The following is a 16,173-nucleotide window of genomic DNA, read 5'->3' as shown; positions in this document are numbered from 1 at the left end:
GATGCGTCCGCTCCACGCCCTGCGCGCCTGGCTGTTCGCGGCGCTGGCGCTCGCCGCATCCGTGGCCGGCGCCGGCGAGCGCGTGCGCGCCTTCGCGGGCGAGAGCATGGGCACGACCTGGTCGGTGCAGGTCGTCGCCCCGGCGGACGTGGACGACGACACCCTGCGCGGCGCGGTCGAGGCGGAATTCGCCGCCATCGTGGCGCAGATGAGCGCCTGGGAGCCGGACTCCGACCTCGCGCGCTTCAACGCCGCGCCCGCCGGCAGCCGCCATGCCCTGCCCGCGCCGCTGTCCGACGTGCTCGCCTACGCGCTGGCGCTGGCCGAGGCCACGGGCGGCGCCTTCGATCCGACCGTGGGCGCGCTCACCGAGGCCTGGGGCTTCGGCACCGGCGCCCCGCGCACCGCGCCGCCGTCCGCTGAGGCGCTCGCCGGGGCGCGGGCGCGGGTCGGCTGGCAACGGCTGGACTTCGATCCCGCCACCGGCGGCGCCACCCAGCCGGGCGGGCTGCTGCTGGACGTCAACGCACTGGTCCCGGGCTTCGCCGCGGACCGCGCGGGCGCACGGCTCGCCGCGCTCGGCGCGACCGCCTCGCTGGTGGAGATCGGCGGCGAGTTCCGCGCGCGCGGCAGCAAGCCCGACGGCAGCCCGTGGCGCATCGCGGTCGAGCTGCCGCCCGACGCGCACGGCGTCGAGGGTCGCCGGGCCGCGGTCGTCGCGCTGCGCGACGCGGCCGCGGGCAGTTCCGGCGACTACCGGGCCTACTTCGAGCACGCCGGCCGCCGCTACGGGCATACGCTGGACCCGCGCACCGGCGAGCCCGTCGCCCACGGGCTCGCCGCGGTGACCGTCCTCGATGCCGAAGCCATGCATGCCGACGCGCAGGCCGCGGCGATCATGGTGCTCGGGCCGCGCGCCGGATGGCGCTGGGCGCGCCGCCAGGGGCTCGCCGCCCTGCTGGTCGAGCGGCGCGGCGACGGTTTCCGGGTGCGGACGACCCCGCAGTTCCGCCGCGCGCTGGCCCGATGAGCCAGGCGCAGCGCATGCGGGCGGTGCTCGGCAACGGCCTCGCGCTGGGGCTGCTGCTGGTCATGGCGCTGGCGCTCGCGCGCCTCCAGGGCGAGGCGCTGTGGCGCCTGCCGGACGTGGCCGCGCGCGACTGGCTTCTGGCCGGCACGGTGCTGGCGGCCTACGTCGGCGCGGTCGCGGTGCAGGTCGGCTGGCGCCGCCGCACGCGGCGGATGCGGACGCCGGCGGGCGCATCCGACGCGGATGCCCTGCCGATCTACGTCGCCAGCCAGACCGGCTTCGCCGACGAACTGGCATGGCGCAGCGCCGAGGCGCTGGCCGGTGCCGGTGTCCCCGCGCGCGTGCTGCCGCTGTCCGCGTTCGCGCCGGAGGCGGCGCCGGCGCGGGCCCTGTTCGTCGTGTCCACCACCGGCGAGGGCGACGCGCCCGACGGCGCGCTGCGCTTCGTGCGCGAGGTGCTCGCCCATGCGCGGCCGCTGCCGCACCTACGCTACGGCCTGCTGTCGCTCGGCGACAGCGAGTACGCCGCGTTCTGCGGCTTCGGGCGCCGGCTGGAGAGCTGGCTGCGCCACAACGGCGCGCAGCCGCTGTTCGACACGGTCGAGGTCGACAACGCCGATCCCGGCGCGCTGCGCCACTGGCTGCACCACCTGGGCCAGCTCGCCGGCACCCACCTGCCGGACTGGGAGCCGCCGCGCTACGCGCGCTGGCGGCTGCATGCGCGTCGCCTGCTCAACCCCGGCAGCGCCGGCGCGCCGGCCTTCCATCTGGCGCTGCGTCCGGACGCGGCGCCGCTGCCGGCCTGGGAGGCCGGCGACATCGCCGAGGTGGGCCCGCGGCATGCGCCTGCGCGGGTCGCCGCCCTGCTCGCCGCGCGGGGCTGGGACGGCGACGAGGAGATCGAGTGCGACGGGCAGCGGCAGCCGCTCGCGCAGGTCCTGGCCGAACGCGAACACCTGCCCGCGCTGGCGGGCGAACCGGCGCCGGCCTACGTCGCGCGCCTGCCCCGGCTGCCGCATCGCGAGTACTCGATCGCCTCCGTCCCCGGCGACGGCGCGCTGGAACTCGTGGTCCGCCAGCAGCGCGACGCCGCCGGCGCGCTCGGCCTGGGCAGCGGCTGGCTCACGGCCCACGCCGCGCCGGGCGAGGCCATCGCGCTGCGCATCCGCAGCAATCGCGGCTTCCATCCGCCCGATCCCGCGCGGCCGCTGATCCTGGTCGGCAACGGCACCGGCATCGCCGGGCTGCGCGCGCATCTCAAGGCGCGGGCGCTGGCCGGCGCCCGGCGCAACTGGCTGCTGTTCGGCGAGCGCAGCCGCGCCCACGACCGCTTCTTCGGCGAGGAGCTGGCCGCCTGGGAGGCCGACGGCCTGCTCGCGCGGCTGGACCTGGCGTTCTCGCGCGATCCGCCCGGGCGCGTCTACGTGCAGGACCTCCTGGCGGCCGCGGCCGACCCGCTGCGCGCCTGGATCGACGACGGCGCGGCGGTCTACGTCTGCGGCAGCCTGCAGGGCATGGCGCCCGCGGTCGATGCGGTGCTGCGCGAGGCCCTCGGCGAGGCGCGCGTGGACGCGCTCGTGGAGGAAGGGCGCTACCGGCGCGACGTCTACTGACCGGCGTCCAGGGTGGCGTCGTGCAGGCGGTAGCGGCTGCCGCCGTCCAGCTTGGCGCGGTACATCGCGGTGTCGGCGTTGCGCATCAGGGTCTCGGCGTCCTCGCCGTCCCCGGGGAACAGGGCGACGCCGATGCTGAAGAGGATGTGCAGGCGATGCCCTTCGACGAGATAGGGCTCGGCGCAGGCGTCCAGCAGCCGGCGCGCCATGGCGCGCGCGCCGTCCGGGCCGTCCACGTCCGGCATCAGCACGATGAACTCGTCGCCGCCCTGTCGGCAGACGGTGTCGCTGCGGCGCGCGGCCCCGACCAGGCGTGCGGCGACCTGTGCCAGCAGGGCATCGCCGGCGGCGTGGCCGAGTTCGTCGTTGACCGCCTTGAAGCGGTCCATGTCGAGGAACATCAGCGCGAGCGTGCGCTCGCTGCGCCGCGCCAGGGCGAGCGCCTGCGCGAGGCGCTCGGTCAGCACCGTGCGGTTGGGCAGGCCGGTGAGCGGATCGTGGCGGGCGAGGTGCGCGAGGCGCTCGCGCAGGGCGCGCGTCTCGCCGATGTCGTGGAAGACCATCACGCCGCCGACCACGCGGCCGCTGCGGTCGTGCACCGGTGCCGCACTGTGGTCCACCGCCATGCGCACGCCGTCGCCCCGCAGCAGGTCCACGTCGGCGCCCGGCTCGACCGCGCGGTTGGCGCGCATGGCCTCGCGCAGGGGGCTGGGCACCGGCGCGCCGGTCAGCGCGTCGTACAGGGGCAGGACGTCCTCGACCGCGCGCCCGAGCGCCTCGTCGCCGCGGACGGCCAGCGCGCGCGCGGCAGGATTGAGGGAGCGCACGCGGCCGCCGGCGTCCACCACGGCCACGCCGTCGCCGATGGAGTTGAGGGTGATCTCGGCACGCTCCTTCTCGCGGAAGAGGTCCTCCTCCATCGCGCGCCGCTCGCTGATGTCGTTGACCAGGATGAAGGCGCCCGCGACCGTGCCGTCGCCGAGGTCGGGCTCGTAGATCGCGTGCACGAAGCGACCGCTCGGCAGCGCCCGTTCCGACGTCACCCGCTCCCCGGTCAGGCAGCGCCGCAGGCTGTCCTCGACCACCGCGGCGAGGCCGGGCTCGAAGATCTCCGCGGGCGTCCGGCCGATGAGGTCGGACGGTTCGCGGCCGTACCAGTCGCGGTAGCGGGCGTTGGCGAACTGGTAGCGCATGTCCGCGTCCACGTAGGCGACCAGCGCGGGCAGGTTGTCCGCGATCGAGCGCAGCTGGCGCTGGGCCTGCCTGCGGTGCGCCTCGGCGGCGCGGGCGCGCGCGAGCAGCAGGCTGACGTAGAGCGGCACGAGGACGGTCACCGCCGCATAGAAATGCGTCTCGCCGACGCCCAGCGCCGAGCCGGGTTCCGCGTGCAGCCAGCCCTGCAACCCGGCCAGGCGCAGGCCCACCACCACCCCCAGCGAGGCCGCGCAGGCCGCGGCGGTCCAGAACACGCCGGTGCGGAAGGCGGTCAGCAGCAGCGGGAGGAGCACCAGCACGTAGGGCTGCCCGAACAGGCCGGTCGCCAGCGCGGCGACCCCCATCGCCAGCGCGACCAGGACCAGCGGCTCGCCGCGGCCGCGCGCCACGTCCGCCGGCTCGCTGCGCCAGGCCAGCATCATCGGCAGCACCAGCAGCATGCTCACCGCGTTGGACGACCAGTAGGTGAAGAAGCGTTCGGCGGGTGCGCCCTCCAGCGTGAGGATGCCGATCAGCAGGCCCGCGTTGAGGGCGGGCAGCACGAAGCCGAGCAGGCCCAGCGTCCAGGTGAAGCCGGCGAAGTCCGGGAGCCGTCCGGGCACGATGCCGAGGCGGCGCAGCACCCACAGGCCCGCCACCACCTGCATCAGGTTCACCGCCGCCAGCGGGAGCGCCGTGGGCAGGCCGAGCCCGAACGCGAGGCCGGCCGCCAGTTCGCCGAGGCCGACCGAGGCCACCGCGACGATGGCGGCCCGGCGGTGCAGGCGCAGCGCCAGGCCGATGGCCAGCGGATTGCCCAGCCACAGCGTGGCGCTCTCGCCGCCCAGCAGGAAGACCAGGAGCGCGAAGGCCGCGGCGAGTCCGCCGAGCGCGAAGAACGCCGGCGCCAGGACCAGGAAGGAGCGCGACAGGCGGAGCTCGGGCGGGTGCATCGGCGGGTTCTAGCCTCCGCGATGTGAACACGAGGTCCGAGGCGGCGCCGCGGCCTTCCGCCCGTCGTCGGGGCCCGCCGGCGCTAGCCGGAGAGCTGGGCCACGTCCGCCACCGCGCCGAAACGGTCGCGCAGGCGCTGCAGCAGGGCCAGGCGGTTGCCGCGGACGGCGGCGTCCTCCGCCATCACCATCACGTCGTCGAAGAAGCTGTCGACCGGGGCCCGCAGCCAGGCCAGCCGGCGCAGCACGGCGACGTAGTCGCGGGTGGCGAGCGCCTCGTCGGTCTCGCGGATGGCGGCCTCGACGGACTCGGCCAGCGCCTGCTCGGCGGGCTCGCTGAGCAGGGCGCGGTCGATGGCGGCGGGCACCGCGTCCTCGGCCTTGCGCAGGATGTTGGCGATGCGCTTGTTGGCCGCGGCCAGCGCCTCGGCCTCGGGCAGTCTCGCGAACTCGGCGATGGCGTCGAGCCGGCGGTCCAGGTCGCCCAGCGAGGCCGGCCGGGTCTGGATCACCGCCTCGAAATGCGTCGCCGGCACGCCGCGCTCGGCGTAGTAGCCGCGCAGGCGGTCGAGGACGAAGTCGTAGAGCTCGGCGGCGATGGCGTCCGCCTCGCCGCAGGGCTGGGCCGCGGCAGCGGCGTGCAGCGCCTGCGGAAGGTCGAGTTCGAGGCCGCCCTCGACGATCGTGCGCGCCAGGCCCAGCGCGTTGCGGCGCAGCGCGAAGGGATCCTTGTTGCCGGTCGGCTTCAGGCCGGCCGCGAAGCCGCCGGCGAGGGTGTCCAGGCGCTCGGCCACGGCGAGCAGGCGGCCCAGCGGGCTCGCCGCCACGGCGTCGGCCGCGTTGCGCGGCATGTAGACCTCGTCGAGCGCCAGCGCGAGCCCGGCGCGCTGCGCCTCGGGCAGGTCCGCCAGGGCGGCGTCGCCCGCGGCGTAGACGCGGCCGGCGATGCCCTGCAGCTCGGGGAACTCGCCGACCATGCGCGACTGCAGGTCGGCCTTGGACAGCTCCGCGGCGCGACGCGCCAGGGCGGGGTCCACGCCGGCCGCCGGCGCCAGCGTCTCCGCCAGGGCGGCCACGCGCGCGACCTTGTCCGCATGGCTGCCCAGCTTCTGCTGGTAGGTGACGCCGGCGAGGCCCGCGTTCATCGACGCCAGGCCCTGCTTGCGGTCCTCGTCGAAGAAGAAGCGCGCGTCGGCGAAGCGCGGACGGATCACCCGCTCGTAGCCCTTGCGCACCTCGGCCACGTCGGTGGACTCGATGTTGGCCACGCCGACGAAGTGCCGGCTCATGCGGCCCTCGGCGTCCAGGACCGGGAAGAACTTCTGGTTGGTCTCCATGGTGAGGACCAGCGCCTCGGCCGGCACCTCCAGGAATTCCGGCTCGAAACCGCACAGCACCGCGCTCGGCCACTCCACCAGGCAGTTCACCTGGGCGAGGTTGTCCTCGGCGATGCGCGCGCGCCCACCGACGCTGGCGGCGGCCGCCTCGACCTCGGCGACGATGCGCGCGCGGCGCTCGTCGGGATCGACCAGCACGCAGCCCGAGCGCAGGCACTCGACGTACTCGTCGGCGCTGCCGATCCACAGCGGCTTGCCGTGCATGAAGCGGTGGCCGCGGCTCATGCGGTCGGCGCGCACGCCGAGGATCTCGCCGTCGACGACCGCATCGCCGAGCAGCATCACCAGCCAGTGCACCGGCCGCGCGAAGGCGATCTCGTGCGCGCCCCAGCGCATGGGCTTGGGGATGGGCATGCCCGCGAGCGCCTCGCCGACGATGGCCGGCAGCAGGGTCGCGGTGGCCGCACCGGGACGGAACACCTGCGCGAACAGGCGCTCGCCCTTGGGCGTCTGCCGGGTCTGCACCGCCGAGGGCTCGATCCCGCAACGCTGGGCGAAGCCGAGCAGGGCAGGGGTCGGCGCGCCGCCGGCGTCCCAGCCCGCCGAGGCCGGCGGGCCGAGCTGCTCGTCCGTGGCGTCGGCCTGGCGCAGCGCGACCTCCGGCACCAGCACGGCGAGCCGCCGCGGCGTGTACAGCGCGCGCGCGCCGGCCCGGGCGAGGGCGATGCCGCGCTTTTCGAGCCCGCCGACCACGCCTTCGAAGAAGGCCTGCGCCAGGCCGGGCAGGGCGGTGACCGGGAGTTCCTCGGTGCCGAGTTCGATCAGGAGGGATTTGCGGTCGCTCATCGCTGCGCGGGTGTCGGAGTCGGTGGAAGGAGGAGGGCGGGCGCGGCGGCTCAGGCCGCCGCGCCGGCGGCGCGCCGGAGGCCGGGGAAGCCGAGCTTCTCGCGCTGCGCGAAGTAGGCCTGGGCCACCGACTGCGCGAGCCTGCGCACCCGCAGGATGTAGCGCTGGCGCTCGGTCACCGAGATCGCGCGGCGCGCGTCCAGCAGGTTGAAGCTGTGCGAGGCCTTGCAGACCTGCTCGTAGGCCGGCAGCGGCAGGCCGGCCTCGACCAGCGCCATCGCCTCCTTCTCGCAGGCGTCGAAGCGGTGGAACAGCTCGGCGACGTCGGCCAGCTCGAAGTTGTAGGTCGACTGCTCGACCTCGTTCTGGTGGTAGACGTCGCGGTAGGTGACCGGCGTGCCGTCCGGGCCGTGCGTCCACACCAGGTCGAACACGTCGTCCACGTTCTGCAGGTACATGCACAGCCGTTCGAGACCGTAGGTGATCTCGCCCAGCACCGGCCGGCACTCCAGGCCGCCGGCCTGCTGGAAGTAGGTGAACTGGGTCACCTCCATGCCGTTGAGCCAGACCTCCCAGCCCAGGCCCCAGGCGCCCAGCGTGGGCGACTCCCAGTTGTCCTCCACCAGGCGCAGGTCGTGCACCTGCGGGTCGATGCCCAGGGCCTTCAGCGAGCCGAAATAGCGCTCGACGATGTCGTCGGGCGAGGGCTTCATCACCACCTGGTACTGGTAGTAGCGCTGCAGGCGGTTGGGGTTCTCGCCGTAGCGGCCGTCGGTCGGGCGCCGGCAGGGCTGCACGTAGGCGGCGTTCCACGGCTCGGGGCCGAGCGCGCGCAGGAAGGTCGCAGGATGGAAGGTGCCGGCGCCGACCTCGAGGTCGAGCGGCTGGATCAGCACGCAGCCGGCCTCGGCCCAGTAGGCGTTGAGGCGCTGGATGAGTTCCTGGAAGGTGGGAGCGGCCATGGAAGGTGTCGCGGGTGGCAGCGGGCCAGTATAGCCGCGCCGCCGCGGCCGCCTGCACGGCGCCTGCCGGCCGCCACCGCCGGCGTGTAGAGTGCGAGCCCGTGCGCGGCCGCAATGGGGATGGCCGCGCCGACCACCCACAGGGAGCAGAAATGAGTCATCGCAAGGTTGGCGCCGGCCGCGGCGCGGGTTGGATCGTCGAAGGGTTCGACGTGGTGCGCCAGAACTTCGGCAGCTTCGCCGGCATCGCCGTGGTGTTCGGGGCGATCGGCGCCCTGCCGCTCCTCAATCTCGTCGTGGGGATGCTGAACCACGTGTTCTACGCCGGCATGGTCAGCGCCACGCGCGACCAGGTCGAGGGCCGGCCGGCCCAGATCGGGCAGGTGTTCGATGGCTTCTCGCGGCCGGGCGCCTTCCTGCGGCTGCTGCCGATCGTCGTCGTCAACGTCGTGGTCAGCCTCGTGCTCCTCGTCGTGTTCCTGGGCCTGGTGGGCGTGCAGCCGCTGATGAGCATCATGGCCGGCAACGAGCCGAGCCAGGCGGAGACGATGGCCCTCCTCGCCGGCGTGCTCAAGGCGATGGTGGTCGCCATCCCGGTGGGCCTGCTGCTGTGGTGGACCCTGTTCCTCGCCACGCCGCTGGCCATGCTCGACGAGAGCCTGAGCGGCTGGACCGCGATCCGCCGCGCCTTCTCGGCGATGTGGGCCAACATCGGCGCCCTGATCGTCAACCTGCTGTGCTGGATCGTGATCGGCCTGGTGCTGACGATCGCGGCCGGCATCGTCGGCGTTCTCGGCGGCCTGCTGGGCGCCGGCCTCGGCCTGGTCGTGCAGATCGTGGTCAACGCGGTGATGCTCGCGGTCGTCATGATCCTGGTCGGCCCGTCCATGTACCGCGCCGCCAGCGAGATCTTCGAGCTCGACCCGCAGGCCCCGACGGCGGCGTCGTCCGGTCCGGACGAGACCACCGCAGCGTTCTGAGGCCCGCCGGCGCGACCTGCACCGTCGCGCCGAGGCGGCCGGCTTCAGGCGGCGACCGCCTGAAGCCAGCGCAGTGCAAGCCAGGCCAGCGCCAGCATCGCGGCGCTGGCCTGCATGCCGATCAGGGGCCAGCCCCAGCGGGGCATGCGCTGCGCATCGGCGTCGACGTGCACCACGGAGGTACCGGCGATGCGGTCGTGCAGTGCGCGATGCGCCGGGGCGAGCGCGGCCATGGCGTGGCCCAGGTTGAGGCTCAGCCACGACAGCCCGCCGGCGGCGAAGCGCAGTGCGGCGGTACGCAGCCCCGGCCGCGCCCCTGTCCGCGTGCGCACCGCGATGCCGACGAGGCGCTTGCCCGGCGTGGCGCCGCGCGCGGCCTCGAATCCGATCCACCACGCCGCGGCGACCGCCAGCCAGGCGCCCAGCGCCAGCGCGAGGGCGTGCAGCAGGGCGGAATTGAGGTCCAGGGCCGCCGCCTGCACCGCCGGGTCGCGCGCCAGTGCGGACAGCAGGGCCTGCGGCGTGGGGAGGGCATCACCCGCCATCAGCAGGCGGTCGAGCGCGGCGTCCAGCGTGCCGCGCAGCCGCAGCAGGGCGGCGTCGATCCCGTGCACGGCCGGCCGCAGGGGCCACCAGGCCAGCAGCGCCGCCAGCGGCGCGACCGCCGATGCGTCCAGCGACCACGCCAGCCAGCGCGGCCAGAAGCCCGCCGCAGGCTCAGCGGGCTCGGGCCGCGGCGGCATCCTGGGGTCTGACGAAGCGTGCGGCGACGATCCCCAGCTCGTAGAGCAGGCACATGGGGATGGCGAGCATGAGCTGCGAGATCACGTCCGGCGGGGTCAGGATCGCCGCGACGACGAAGGCGCCGACGACCACGTAGCCGCGCGCCTGCTTGAGCTGGGCGATGTCGACCACGCCCAGCGCGGCCAGGATGACCACCGCCACCGGCACCTCGAAGCTGGCGCCGAAGGCCAGGAACAGCATCATCACGAAGTCGAGGTAGCGGCTGATGTCGGTCATCATCGCCACGTTCTCCGGCGTGACCGAGGTCAGGAAGCCGAACACCACCGGCAGCACGAGGTAGTACGCGAAGGCGCAGCCCGCGTAGAACAGCAGCGTGGCCGAGACCAGCAGCGGCATGGCGAGGCGCTTCTCGTGCCGGTACAGCCCCGGCGCGACGAAGGCCCAGAGCTGGTAGAGCACGACGGGCATGGCGAGGATCACCGCCACGAAGAAGGCCAGCTTGATCGGCGCGAAGAACGGCGAGGCGACCTCGATGGCGACGAGCTGGCTGCCGGCCGGCAGCCGCGCGACCAGCGGGTCCGACAGCCAGGTGTAGAGCTGCTGCGCGAACGGCAGTAGGGCGATCAGCACGAGCACGACCGCCGCGACCGCCTTCAGCAGGCGCGTGCGTAGCTCGACGAGGTGGGAGAGCAGGCTCTCCTCGCGGTCGTCGGGGGCCATGTCGTTCATGGGCTGGGGTGTCCGGAATCCTGGCGGGGGCGTGGCGCCGCGGCGTCGTCGTCGGCCGGCGGCGCGGGCGGGGTGGCGGGCGGCGGCGGTGCCTGCAGCGCCTCCTCGCCCGCGCGGGTCGCGGCCTCCAGCTCGCGCCGGCCGTCCTCGGCCGCGGCGCGGACGCCGGCGGTGTCCTGCTTGAGCGCCTCGCCCAGCTCGCGGGCCTGTTCCCGCAGCGACCGGGTCTGTTCGCCGATGCTGCGCTTGAGGTCGTCCGCCGCCAGCTCGCGCTCGAGCTCGGTGCGCACCGAATCCCACTGCGCGCGGGCGCGCCGCACCCACAGCCCGGCGAAGCGCGCCGCCCGCGGCAGCCGCTCCGGGCCGAGCACGAGCAGGGCGATGACGCCGATGATCAGCAGCTCGGTGAAGCTGATCCCGAACATGACCGGCGGGACCGCGCGATCAGTCGCGCGGCGGGACGTCGCGCTCGCGGGCGGCGTCGCGGGCCGCGCGCTGCTCGGGGCTCAGGGCGTCCTTGTCGTCGCCGAGGCGGGCGGCCGGCTTGCCGGACTCGGCGTCGGCGTCGTTCATGCCCTTGCGGAAGCCCTTGATGGCGCTGCCGAGGTCCTCGCCGATGTTGCGGAGGCGCTTGGTGCCGAAGACCAGCAGGACGACCACCAGGACGACGAGCCAGTGCCAGATGCTGAAGGAACCCATGGGAGGTCACTGCGGAGGGAAAACGGAGCGTGAGGATACCGCACGCCCCGTTCCGGCACCGTGACTCCGGCCGTCACCAGCCGCCGCGGTCGTCCTCGGGCAGGGGCTGCGGCTCCGGAACCGGCTCGAAGCCCTGGGTCGGCGCCGGGCCCTGCTGCAGCGGGATGGCCTCGGTCGCCGCGGGCGGCTCGTCGGCGGGAATGGTGCGCAGCTCCAGCGGCTGGCCGCCGGTGCCGGCGGGCGTGGTCACGCGGCCGGCGCCGCGCGGCTGGCTGTACTCCTCCAGGCGGTCGCGGAAGTCGACGATGGGCGTCGAGGCGGCGCCGACGCGGTTCTCGAACACCGCCCGCGGCGTGGTGTTGGGGCCGTAGGCGCCCTGGTTGGAGCGGTGGTCGATGGACATGACCGCGCCGTCGATGGCGATGCCGGCGAACAGGCCGCGCGAGCGCGCGTAGGCGAGGATCTCGGCGCGCAGCTGCTCGTCGGTCGAGGCCTGGGCCATGCGGCCGACCGGGCCGGCGGCGACGGCGGCGTCCGCGCCCAGGGTGAACTTGCCGTGCACGATGGAATCCACGCCGCGCTGGCTGCGGAACACCAGCACCAGGTCGCTGCCCTGCACGCCGGCCTGGAAGCCGATGCTGCCGCCGGTCAGGGTGATGAAGCTCGGGTGCGACCAGGTGCCGTCCGGCGAGCGCACCGAGATCAGGCCGTGGCCGCGGCGGCCGCCGATGATGAGGCCGGCCTTGACCACGTTGGGGAAGACCGCGACCGCCTGCGCCTCGCGCAGCAGCGCCTCCGGGATCGCGCTCTCCGGCACCTGCATCAGGGTGTCGAGGACCTGGACCGCCTCGATCGCGCGCTGGTCCTCGCGGGGGCCTGCGTCCGCGGTGCCGGCGAGCGCCAGCAGGACGGGAAGGGCCAGGATTCGAGCCGGAAGGCGCATGCAGGTCTCCATTGGGTGAAGGGGGCGACGCGCGGCGGATTCTGTCGCAGCGCGGATAAATCGCATCTGACGGTACCGCACGAGGGGAACGCGCCGTGCCGGACGCCGCGGCGGGCGCTCCGGCATGCGCCGCTTAGAATAGCCCCCGTCGCGCCAGCGCGCCCCGATCCTTCCGGAGTTCCCCATGTCCCAGTCCGGCACCGCCGTGCTGCTGGTCAATCTCGGCACGCCCGACGCGCCGACCGCGCCCGCGGTGCGGCGCTACCTCGGCGAGTTCCTGCACGACTACCGGGTGGTCGACCTCAGCCGGTGGGTGTGGTGCCCGGTGCTGCACGGAGCCATCCTGCCGCTGCGCTCGCCGCGGGTGGCGAAGAAGTACGCCGAGATCTGGCGCGAGGACGGCTCGCCGCTGCTGGCCCTCTCCACCGGGCTCGCCCGCGCGGTGGCGGCCGAACTGCCGGGCGCGGCGGTGCGGCTGGCGATGCGCTACGGCAATCCCTCCGTGCCCGACGTGCTGCGCGCGCTGCGCGAGGCCGGCATGCGCCGCCTGCTGGTGCTGCCGCTGTATCCGCAGTATTCGCAGAGCACGGCGGCCTCGGTGCTCGACCGCATTGCGCGCGAGTTCAGGCGCTGGCCCTGGGTGCCGGACCTCCGCTTCGTCGGCGACTACCACCTGCTGCCGGCCTGGCTGGACGCGGTCGCCGCCAGCATCGCCGACTGGCGCGCGCGCGAAGGCGCCGGCGAGCGGCTGCTGTTCTCCTACCACGGGCTGCCGCAGCGCTTCGCCGACGCCGGCGATCCCTATCCGCAGCAGTGCGAGGCCTCCAGCCGCGCGGTCGCCGAGCGCCTGGGCCTCGACGCGCAGGACTGGCGCCTGACCTACCAGTCGCGCTTCGGCCGCGAGGCCTGGCTGGAGCCGGCCACGGACGCCACCCTCGTCGAGCTGGCGAAGGCCGGCGTGCGCAACGTGGACGTGGTCTGCCCCGGCTTCGCGGTGGACTGCCTGGAGACGCTGGAGGAGATCGCCATGCAGAACGCCGAACTCTTCCGCGAGGCCGGCGGCGAGCGCCTGCGCTACATCCCGGCCCTGAACGACAGCCCCGCCCACGCCGCGGCGCTCGCCGGCCTGCTGCGCCGCGAGGGCGCGGGCTGGCCCGGGCTGTAGGAGCGGGCGTGGGTTTCGCGATGCCTGTCGCGGCGGTGCGCCTGCGGGGGCGGCCCCGGCCGCGGGCTGTTCCACCGCGCCGCCGTCCCGCCACGCGGGTCGATGCGCGCCCGGACCCGGGGAGCGCGTCCTGATGCGCGACGTCGTCCTCGACACGCCGCGCGGCCGCATCGCCGCCCTGCGCCAGGGCGCGCCGGGCATGCCGCGGGTGCTCGCCCTGCACGGCTGGCTCGACAACGCCGCGAGCTTCCTGCCGCTGGCCGCGCACCTGCCGGGGGTCGAGCTGGTCGCGATCGACCTGGCCGGCCACGGCCGCTCCTTCCACCGTGCCGCGGCCGCCGACTACACCTTCGTCGAGTACCTGCTCGACGTGGCGGCCGTGCTCGACGCGCTCGACTGGCATGCGCCCGTGGCCCTGCTCGGGCACTCGCTCGGTGGTGCGGTCGCGGTCATGGCCGCGGTGGCGATGCCGGAGCGGATCGCCGCGCTCGCCCTGGTCGAATCCGCCGGCCCGCTCTCGGGGCGGCCCGAGGAGGCGCCGGAGCGGCTGCGCGACGCCTTCGTGCGTCGCCGCGCGCGTCCGCGTCCGCTGCGCGTGTTCGCCGACCTCGACGTCGCCTGCCGCGCCCGCATCCAGGCCAACGGCCTGAGCGAGACCGCCGCACGCCTCTTGGTCGAGCGCGGCACGCGCGCCGTGGACGGCGGCTTCGTCTGGGCCAGCGACCCGCGCCTGACCTGGCCCAGCCCGCTGCGGATGGAGGAGGCCGCGGTGCGCGCCCTCCTGGGCGCGATCGCCTGTCCGGTCCGCGTGGTCGCCGCGACGGAGACCCTGCCCGCGCTCGCGCAGGCGGTCCGCGACGCGCGCCTGGCCTGCCTGCGGGACGGCGCCTGCACGGTGCTGCCCGGCCACCACCACCTGCACATGGAGACGCCGGCCGCGGTCGCCGCCGCCCTCGCGGACGTGCTCGGCGCCGCGCGGGCCTGAGCGGCCGGGTCGGGAGCGGGCGCGGAAGCCCCGGCGCCGCGCTAGCCGACCAACCGGCGCAACCCGGCCTTGAGCCCGGCACCGTGCTCGCGGAACCAGGCGCGATGCCTGCGCCAGTCGGGGCAGCGGCGCTCGACCTCGAGCCAGAACCGCGGCGAATGGTCGGCGTGGATCAGGTGGCAGAGCTCGTGCACCAGCACGTACTCGAAGGCGTCCGGCGGGCCCAGCACCAGCGCGAGATCCAGCGAGACCGCGCCGGACGGGCTCAGCGAGCCCCACAGCGAGGACAGGACCTTGAAGGAGACGACGCGCGGCGGGCGCGGCAGGCCGTCGAGGTAGCGCGGCAGCCAGCGCCCCACGTCGGCACGCGCCTGTGCGCGGTAGAACTCGAGCAGAGCCCGCCGCAGCGTCGCCTCGCGCGCCTGCTCCGGCGCGGCGACCACCAGAGCTCCGTCCTCCGCGAGGGTCACGCCGACGTAGCGCGCCGTCACCCAGCGCACGGGATGCGCACGGCCGCGCAGCGGCAGCGGGCCGGGGTCGCCCTGCGCGAACGGCGGCGCGGCGTCGGCGGGCGCGAAGCGCAGCAACTGCGCCGCGAGCCAGTCGCGATGCGCCACGGCGAAGCGCTCGGCGGTCGCCGGCGACGCGCGCGCCGGCAGGGTCAGCCGCGCCCCGCGCTCGTCGACCGAGAGCTTGATCCGCCGCGCCCGCGGATCGCGCACGCGCGCCACCTCGACCTCCCGGCCGTCGCCGAGCGTCAGGGTGAAGCTGTCGCGCTGCAGGGCGCGGGAGGGGGAAGGGGGCATGGGGTCGGGGGGCGGCTTGGGCCTGGTCCTGGAGCTTGGGGCTTGGGGCTTGGGGCTTAGGGCTTAGGGCTTAGGGCAGGGAGCAGGGAGCAGGGACCAAGGACCAGGGGGCGGGAATGAGCTTGAGGGCGGTTCCGTGATGGCTCACGCTCCCCGAGCCCCGAGCCCCGAGCCCCGAGCCCCGAGCCCCGAGCCCCGAGCCCAGCCCAGCCCAGCCCAGCCCAGCCCAGCCCAGCCCCAAGCCCTCCCTACGCCTCCGCCTTGCTCAGCTTCAGCGCCGTTTCCAGGGTGCGCCACAGACTCTTGAGTTCGCCCGACATCAGCGCGAAGCGGGCGTCGAGTTCCGCGTGCAGGTCGTCGCGCTCGGTGTTCTCCAGCGACTCCACGGCGCCGTCGAGGAACTTGAGCTTGCGCACGATGATGTCCTCGCCGAGCACGAAGCCGACGTGGTCGTCGAGGGTCAGCGCCAGGCGCGTGCACTGCTTGCCCACTTCCAGGTGCTTGGTGACCTCGTCGGCATCCAGCTCCTGGCGGGTGCACTTGACCACGGCGCCCTTGTCGGCGGCGTCCTTGAGCTCGCACTCGTCGCCCAGCGCCAGGCCTTCCGGCAGGGCCTCGCCCGCCAGCCAGGCGGTCAGCACGTTGCGCGGCGCGACCTCGGCGTTGAGCGGCAGGGCGGGAAAGCTGCCCAGGGCCTCGCGCAGCTGCGAGGCGACGTTCTCCGCCTGCTTGCGCGAGGAGGTGTCGATGGCGATGAAGCCGTGCTCGAGGTCGAGGTAGGCGTCGGTGCGCACCGGGCGCACGAAGGCGCGCGGCAGCAGGTCGAACACGATCTCGTCCTTGAGCTTCTTGCGCGCGCGGCCGCCGAGGCGGCGGCCCTGGGCCTCCTCCAGCTCGTCCAGCTTCTTCTGCAGGGTGTCGTTGACCACCACCGAGGGCAGCAGGCGTTCCTCGCCGCCGACCGTGATCCAGATGCAGCGGTCCACCTTGTGGGTCAGCGCGGACGCGTCGCGGCCCAGCGGCGGGACGAAGCCGCGCGAGGACAGCTCGGTGGGGCCGACCGGCTTGAGCTGGTGCTCGGCGAGGCGCTCCTCGAGGTCGTCGAAGGTCAGCGAGGTGGGGAAGCGGAAGAAGCAGAGATTCTTGAAGAACATCGGGACGCTCGGGCGTTCGGATCGGATGGGCAC

Annotated in this window: 15 protein-coding genes; 5 read left to right on the top strand and 10 right to left on the bottom strand. The window is 74.7% G+C overall.

The window, feature by feature from the left end:
- Window position 1 precedes the first annotated feature (1 nt).
- Window positions 2-1,030, top strand: coding sequence for an FAD:protein FMN transferase (locus ACFO3Q_RS11050; RefSeq protein ID WP_377004744.1), 1,029 nt, complete (start codon window positions 2-4; stop codon window positions 1,028-1,030).
- The gene (locus ACFO3Q_RS11045; RefSeq protein WP_377004743.1) at window positions 1,027-2,643 is read left to right on the top strand and encodes a sulfite reductase subunit alpha; all 1,617 of its coding nucleotides are present in this window, start codon (window positions 1,027-1,029) and stop codon (window positions 2,641-2,643) included. The genes ACFO3Q_RS11050 and ACFO3Q_RS11045 overlap by 4 nt, the downstream gene beginning before the upstream one ends.
- Here the strand turns inward: ACFO3Q_RS11045 and ACFO3Q_RS11040 are convergent.
- The 3 genes from ACFO3Q_RS11040 to glyQ form a co-directional block, all read right to left on the bottom strand.
- The gene (locus ACFO3Q_RS11040) at window positions 2,637-4,790 is read right to left on the bottom strand and encodes a diguanylate cyclase domain-containing protein (protein WP_377004742.1); all 2,154 of its coding nucleotides are present in this window, start codon (window positions 4,788-4,790) and stop codon (window positions 2,637-2,639) included. The genes ACFO3Q_RS11045 and ACFO3Q_RS11040 overlap by 7 nt on opposite strands.
- A gap of 83 nt (window positions 4,791-4,873) precedes the next feature.
- Window positions 4,874-6,973 carry a glycine--tRNA ligase subunit beta gene (gene glyS, locus ACFO3Q_RS11035; protein WP_377004741.1) on the bottom strand — a complete coding sequence of 700 codons (2,100 nt, stop codon included), beginning with the start codon at window positions 6,971-6,973 and terminating at the stop codon, window positions 4,874-4,876.
- A 50-nt stretch (window positions 6,974-7,023) separates the two neighbouring features.
- Window positions 7,024-7,935: a glycine--tRNA ligase subunit alpha gene (glyQ, locus tag ACFO3Q_RS11030; protein WP_377004740.1), complete on the bottom strand. Its 912-nt coding sequence runs from the start codon at window positions 7,933-7,935 to the stop codon at window positions 7,024-7,026.
- A 152-nt stretch (window positions 7,936-8,087) separates the two neighbouring features.
- Here glyQ and ACFO3Q_RS11025 point away from each other — a divergent pair, with 152 nt between their 5' ends.
- Window positions 8,088-8,915: a BPSS1780 family membrane protein gene (locus ACFO3Q_RS11025; protein ID WP_377004739.1), complete on the top strand. Its 828-nt coding sequence runs from the start codon at window positions 8,088-8,090 to the stop codon at window positions 8,913-8,915.
- Between the two features lie 44 nt (window positions 8,916-8,959).
- Here the strand turns inward: ACFO3Q_RS11025 and ACFO3Q_RS11020 are convergent, their stop codons facing one another.
- The 5 genes from ACFO3Q_RS11020 to ACFO3Q_RS11000 form a co-directional block, all read right to left on the bottom strand.
- Window positions 8,960-9,658: an RDD family protein gene (locus ACFO3Q_RS11020; protein ID WP_377004738.1), complete on the bottom strand. Its 699-nt coding sequence runs from the start codon at window positions 9,656-9,658 to the stop codon at window positions 8,960-8,962.
- Window positions 9,633-10,388, bottom strand: a complete 756-nt coding sequence (gene tatC, locus ACFO3Q_RS11015; RefSeq protein ID WP_377004737.1) for a twin-arginine translocase subunit TatC — start codon at window positions 10,386-10,388, stop codon at window positions 9,633-9,635. Before tatC ends, ACFO3Q_RS11020 begins: the two co-directional genes overlap by 26 nt.
- Window positions 10,385-10,813 (bottom strand): Sec-independent protein translocase protein TatB, encoded by a 429-nt coding sequence (gene tatB / locus ACFO3Q_RS11010; RefSeq protein WP_377004735.1) that lies wholly within the window; start codon window positions 10,811-10,813, stop codon window positions 10,385-10,387. The genes tatC and tatB overlap by 4 nt, the downstream gene beginning before the upstream one ends.
- A 19-nt stretch (window positions 10,814-10,832) precedes the next feature.
- Window positions 10,833-11,087, bottom strand: a complete 255-nt coding sequence (gene tatA, locus ACFO3Q_RS11005) for a Sec-independent protein translocase subunit TatA (protein ID WP_377004734.1) — start codon at window positions 11,085-11,087, stop codon at window positions 10,833-10,835.
- 73 nt (window positions 11,088-11,160) lie between these two features.
- Window positions 11,161-12,030, bottom strand: a complete 870-nt coding sequence (locus ACFO3Q_RS11000; protein ID WP_377004733.1) for a lipid-binding SYLF domain-containing protein — start codon at window positions 12,028-12,030, stop codon at window positions 11,161-11,163.
- A gap of 184 nt (window positions 12,031-12,214) precedes the next feature.
- On the opposite strand from ACFO3Q_RS11000, the gene hemH reads away from it, so the two are divergent.
- Together hemH and ACFO3Q_RS10990 are read left to right on the top strand one after the other, a co-directional pair.
- A complete protein-coding gene (gene hemH, locus ACFO3Q_RS10995) occupies window positions 12,215-13,195 on the top strand; it encodes a ferrochelatase (RefSeq protein WP_377004732.1) in 981 nt (326 codons plus the stop codon).
- A 133-nt stretch (window positions 13,196-13,328) separates the two neighbouring features.
- On the top strand, window positions 13,329-14,180 hold the full coding sequence (locus ACFO3Q_RS10990) for an alpha/beta fold hydrolase (RefSeq protein ID WP_377004731.1): 852 nt from the start codon (window positions 13,329-13,331) through the stop codon (window positions 14,178-14,180).
- Between the two features lie 41 nt (window positions 14,181-14,221).
- Here the strand turns inward: ACFO3Q_RS10990 and ACFO3Q_RS10985 are convergent, their stop codons facing one another.
- Window positions 14,222-14,986: a M48 family metallopeptidase gene (locus tag ACFO3Q_RS10985; protein ID WP_377004730.1), complete on the bottom strand. Its 765-nt coding sequence runs from the start codon at window positions 14,984-14,986 to the stop codon at window positions 14,222-14,224.
- 248 nt (window positions 14,987-15,234) lie between these two features.
- On the bottom strand, window positions 15,235-16,140 hold the full coding sequence (locus ACFO3Q_RS10980) for a recombination-associated protein RdgC (RefSeq protein ID WP_377004729.1): 906 nt from the start codon (window positions 16,138-16,140) through the stop codon (window positions 15,235-15,237).
- Window positions 16,141-16,173: the final 33 nt, after the last annotated feature.

It is taken from the genome of Coralloluteibacterium thermophilum, assembly GCF_042654365.1.
GTDB lineage: Bacteria > Pseudomonadota > Gammaproteobacteria > Xanthomonadales > Xanthomonadaceae > Coralloluteibacterium > Coralloluteibacterium thermophilum.
Note: the sequence above shows the minus strand (reverse complement) of the source record. Positions and strands in the feature narration are given on the sequence as shown.

What these genes read in the sequence shown, in the direction of transcription:
- tatB (WP_377004735.1), bottom strand. Translation starts at nt 10,813, where the DNA reads ATGTTCGGGATCAGCTTCACCGAGCTGCTGATCATCGGCGTCATCGCC.
- glyS (WP_377004741.1), bottom strand. Translation starts at nt 6,973, where the DNA reads ATGAGCGACCGCAAATCCCTCCTGATCGAACTCGGCACCGAGGAACTC.
- hemH (WP_377004732.1), top strand. Translation starts at nt 12,215, where the DNA reads ATGTCCCAGTCCGGCACCGCCGTGCTGCTGGTCAATCTCGGCACGCCC.
- tatA (WP_377004734.1), bottom strand. Translation starts at nt 11,087, where the DNA reads ATGGGTTCCTTCAGCATCTGGCACTGGCTCGTCGTCCTGGTGGTCGTC.
- ACFO3Q_RS11025 (WP_377004739.1), top strand. Translation starts at nt 8,088, where the DNA reads ATGAGTCATCGCAAGGTTGGCGCCGGCCGCGGCGCGGGTTGGATCGTC.
- ACFO3Q_RS11020 (WP_377004738.1), bottom strand. Translation starts at nt 9,658, where the DNA reads ATGCCGCCGCGGCCCGAGCCCGCTGAGCCTGCGGCGGGCTTCTGGCCG.
- ACFO3Q_RS10980 (WP_377004729.1), bottom strand. Translation starts at nt 16,140, where the DNA reads ATGTTCTTCAAGAATCTCTGCTTCTTCCGCTTCCCCACCTCGCTGACC.
- ACFO3Q_RS11040 (WP_377004742.1), bottom strand. Translation starts at nt 4,790, where the DNA reads ATGCACCCGCCCGAGCTCCGCCTGTCGCGCTCCTTCCTGGTCCTGGCG.
- ACFO3Q_RS11000 (WP_377004733.1), bottom strand. Translation starts at nt 12,030, where the DNA reads ATGCGCCTTCCGGCTCGAATCCTGGCCCTTCCCGTCCTGCTGGCGCTC.
- ACFO3Q_RS10990 (WP_377004731.1), top strand. Translation starts at nt 13,329, where the DNA reads ATGCGCGACGTCGTCCTCGACACGCCGCGCGGCCGCATCGCCGCCCTG.
- ACFO3Q_RS11045 (WP_377004743.1), top strand. Translation starts at nt 1,027, where the DNA reads ATGAGCCAGGCGCAGCGCATGCGGGCGGTGCTCGGCAACGGCCTCGCG.
- ACFO3Q_RS11050 (WP_377004744.1), top strand. Translation starts at nt 2, where the DNA reads ATGCGTCCGCTCCACGCCCTGCGCGCCTGGCTGTTCGCGGCGCTGGCG.
- glyQ (WP_377004740.1), bottom strand. Translation starts at nt 7,935, where the DNA reads ATGGCCGCTCCCACCTTCCAGGAACTCATCCAGCGCCTCAACGCCTAC.
- tatC (WP_377004737.1), bottom strand. Translation starts at nt 10,388, where the DNA reads ATGAACGACATGGCCCCCGACGACCGCGAGGAGAGCCTGCTCTCCCAC.
- ACFO3Q_RS10985 (WP_377004730.1), bottom strand. Translation starts at nt 14,986, where the DNA reads ATGCCCCCTTCCCCCTCCCGCGCCCTGCAGCGCGACAGCTTCACCCTG.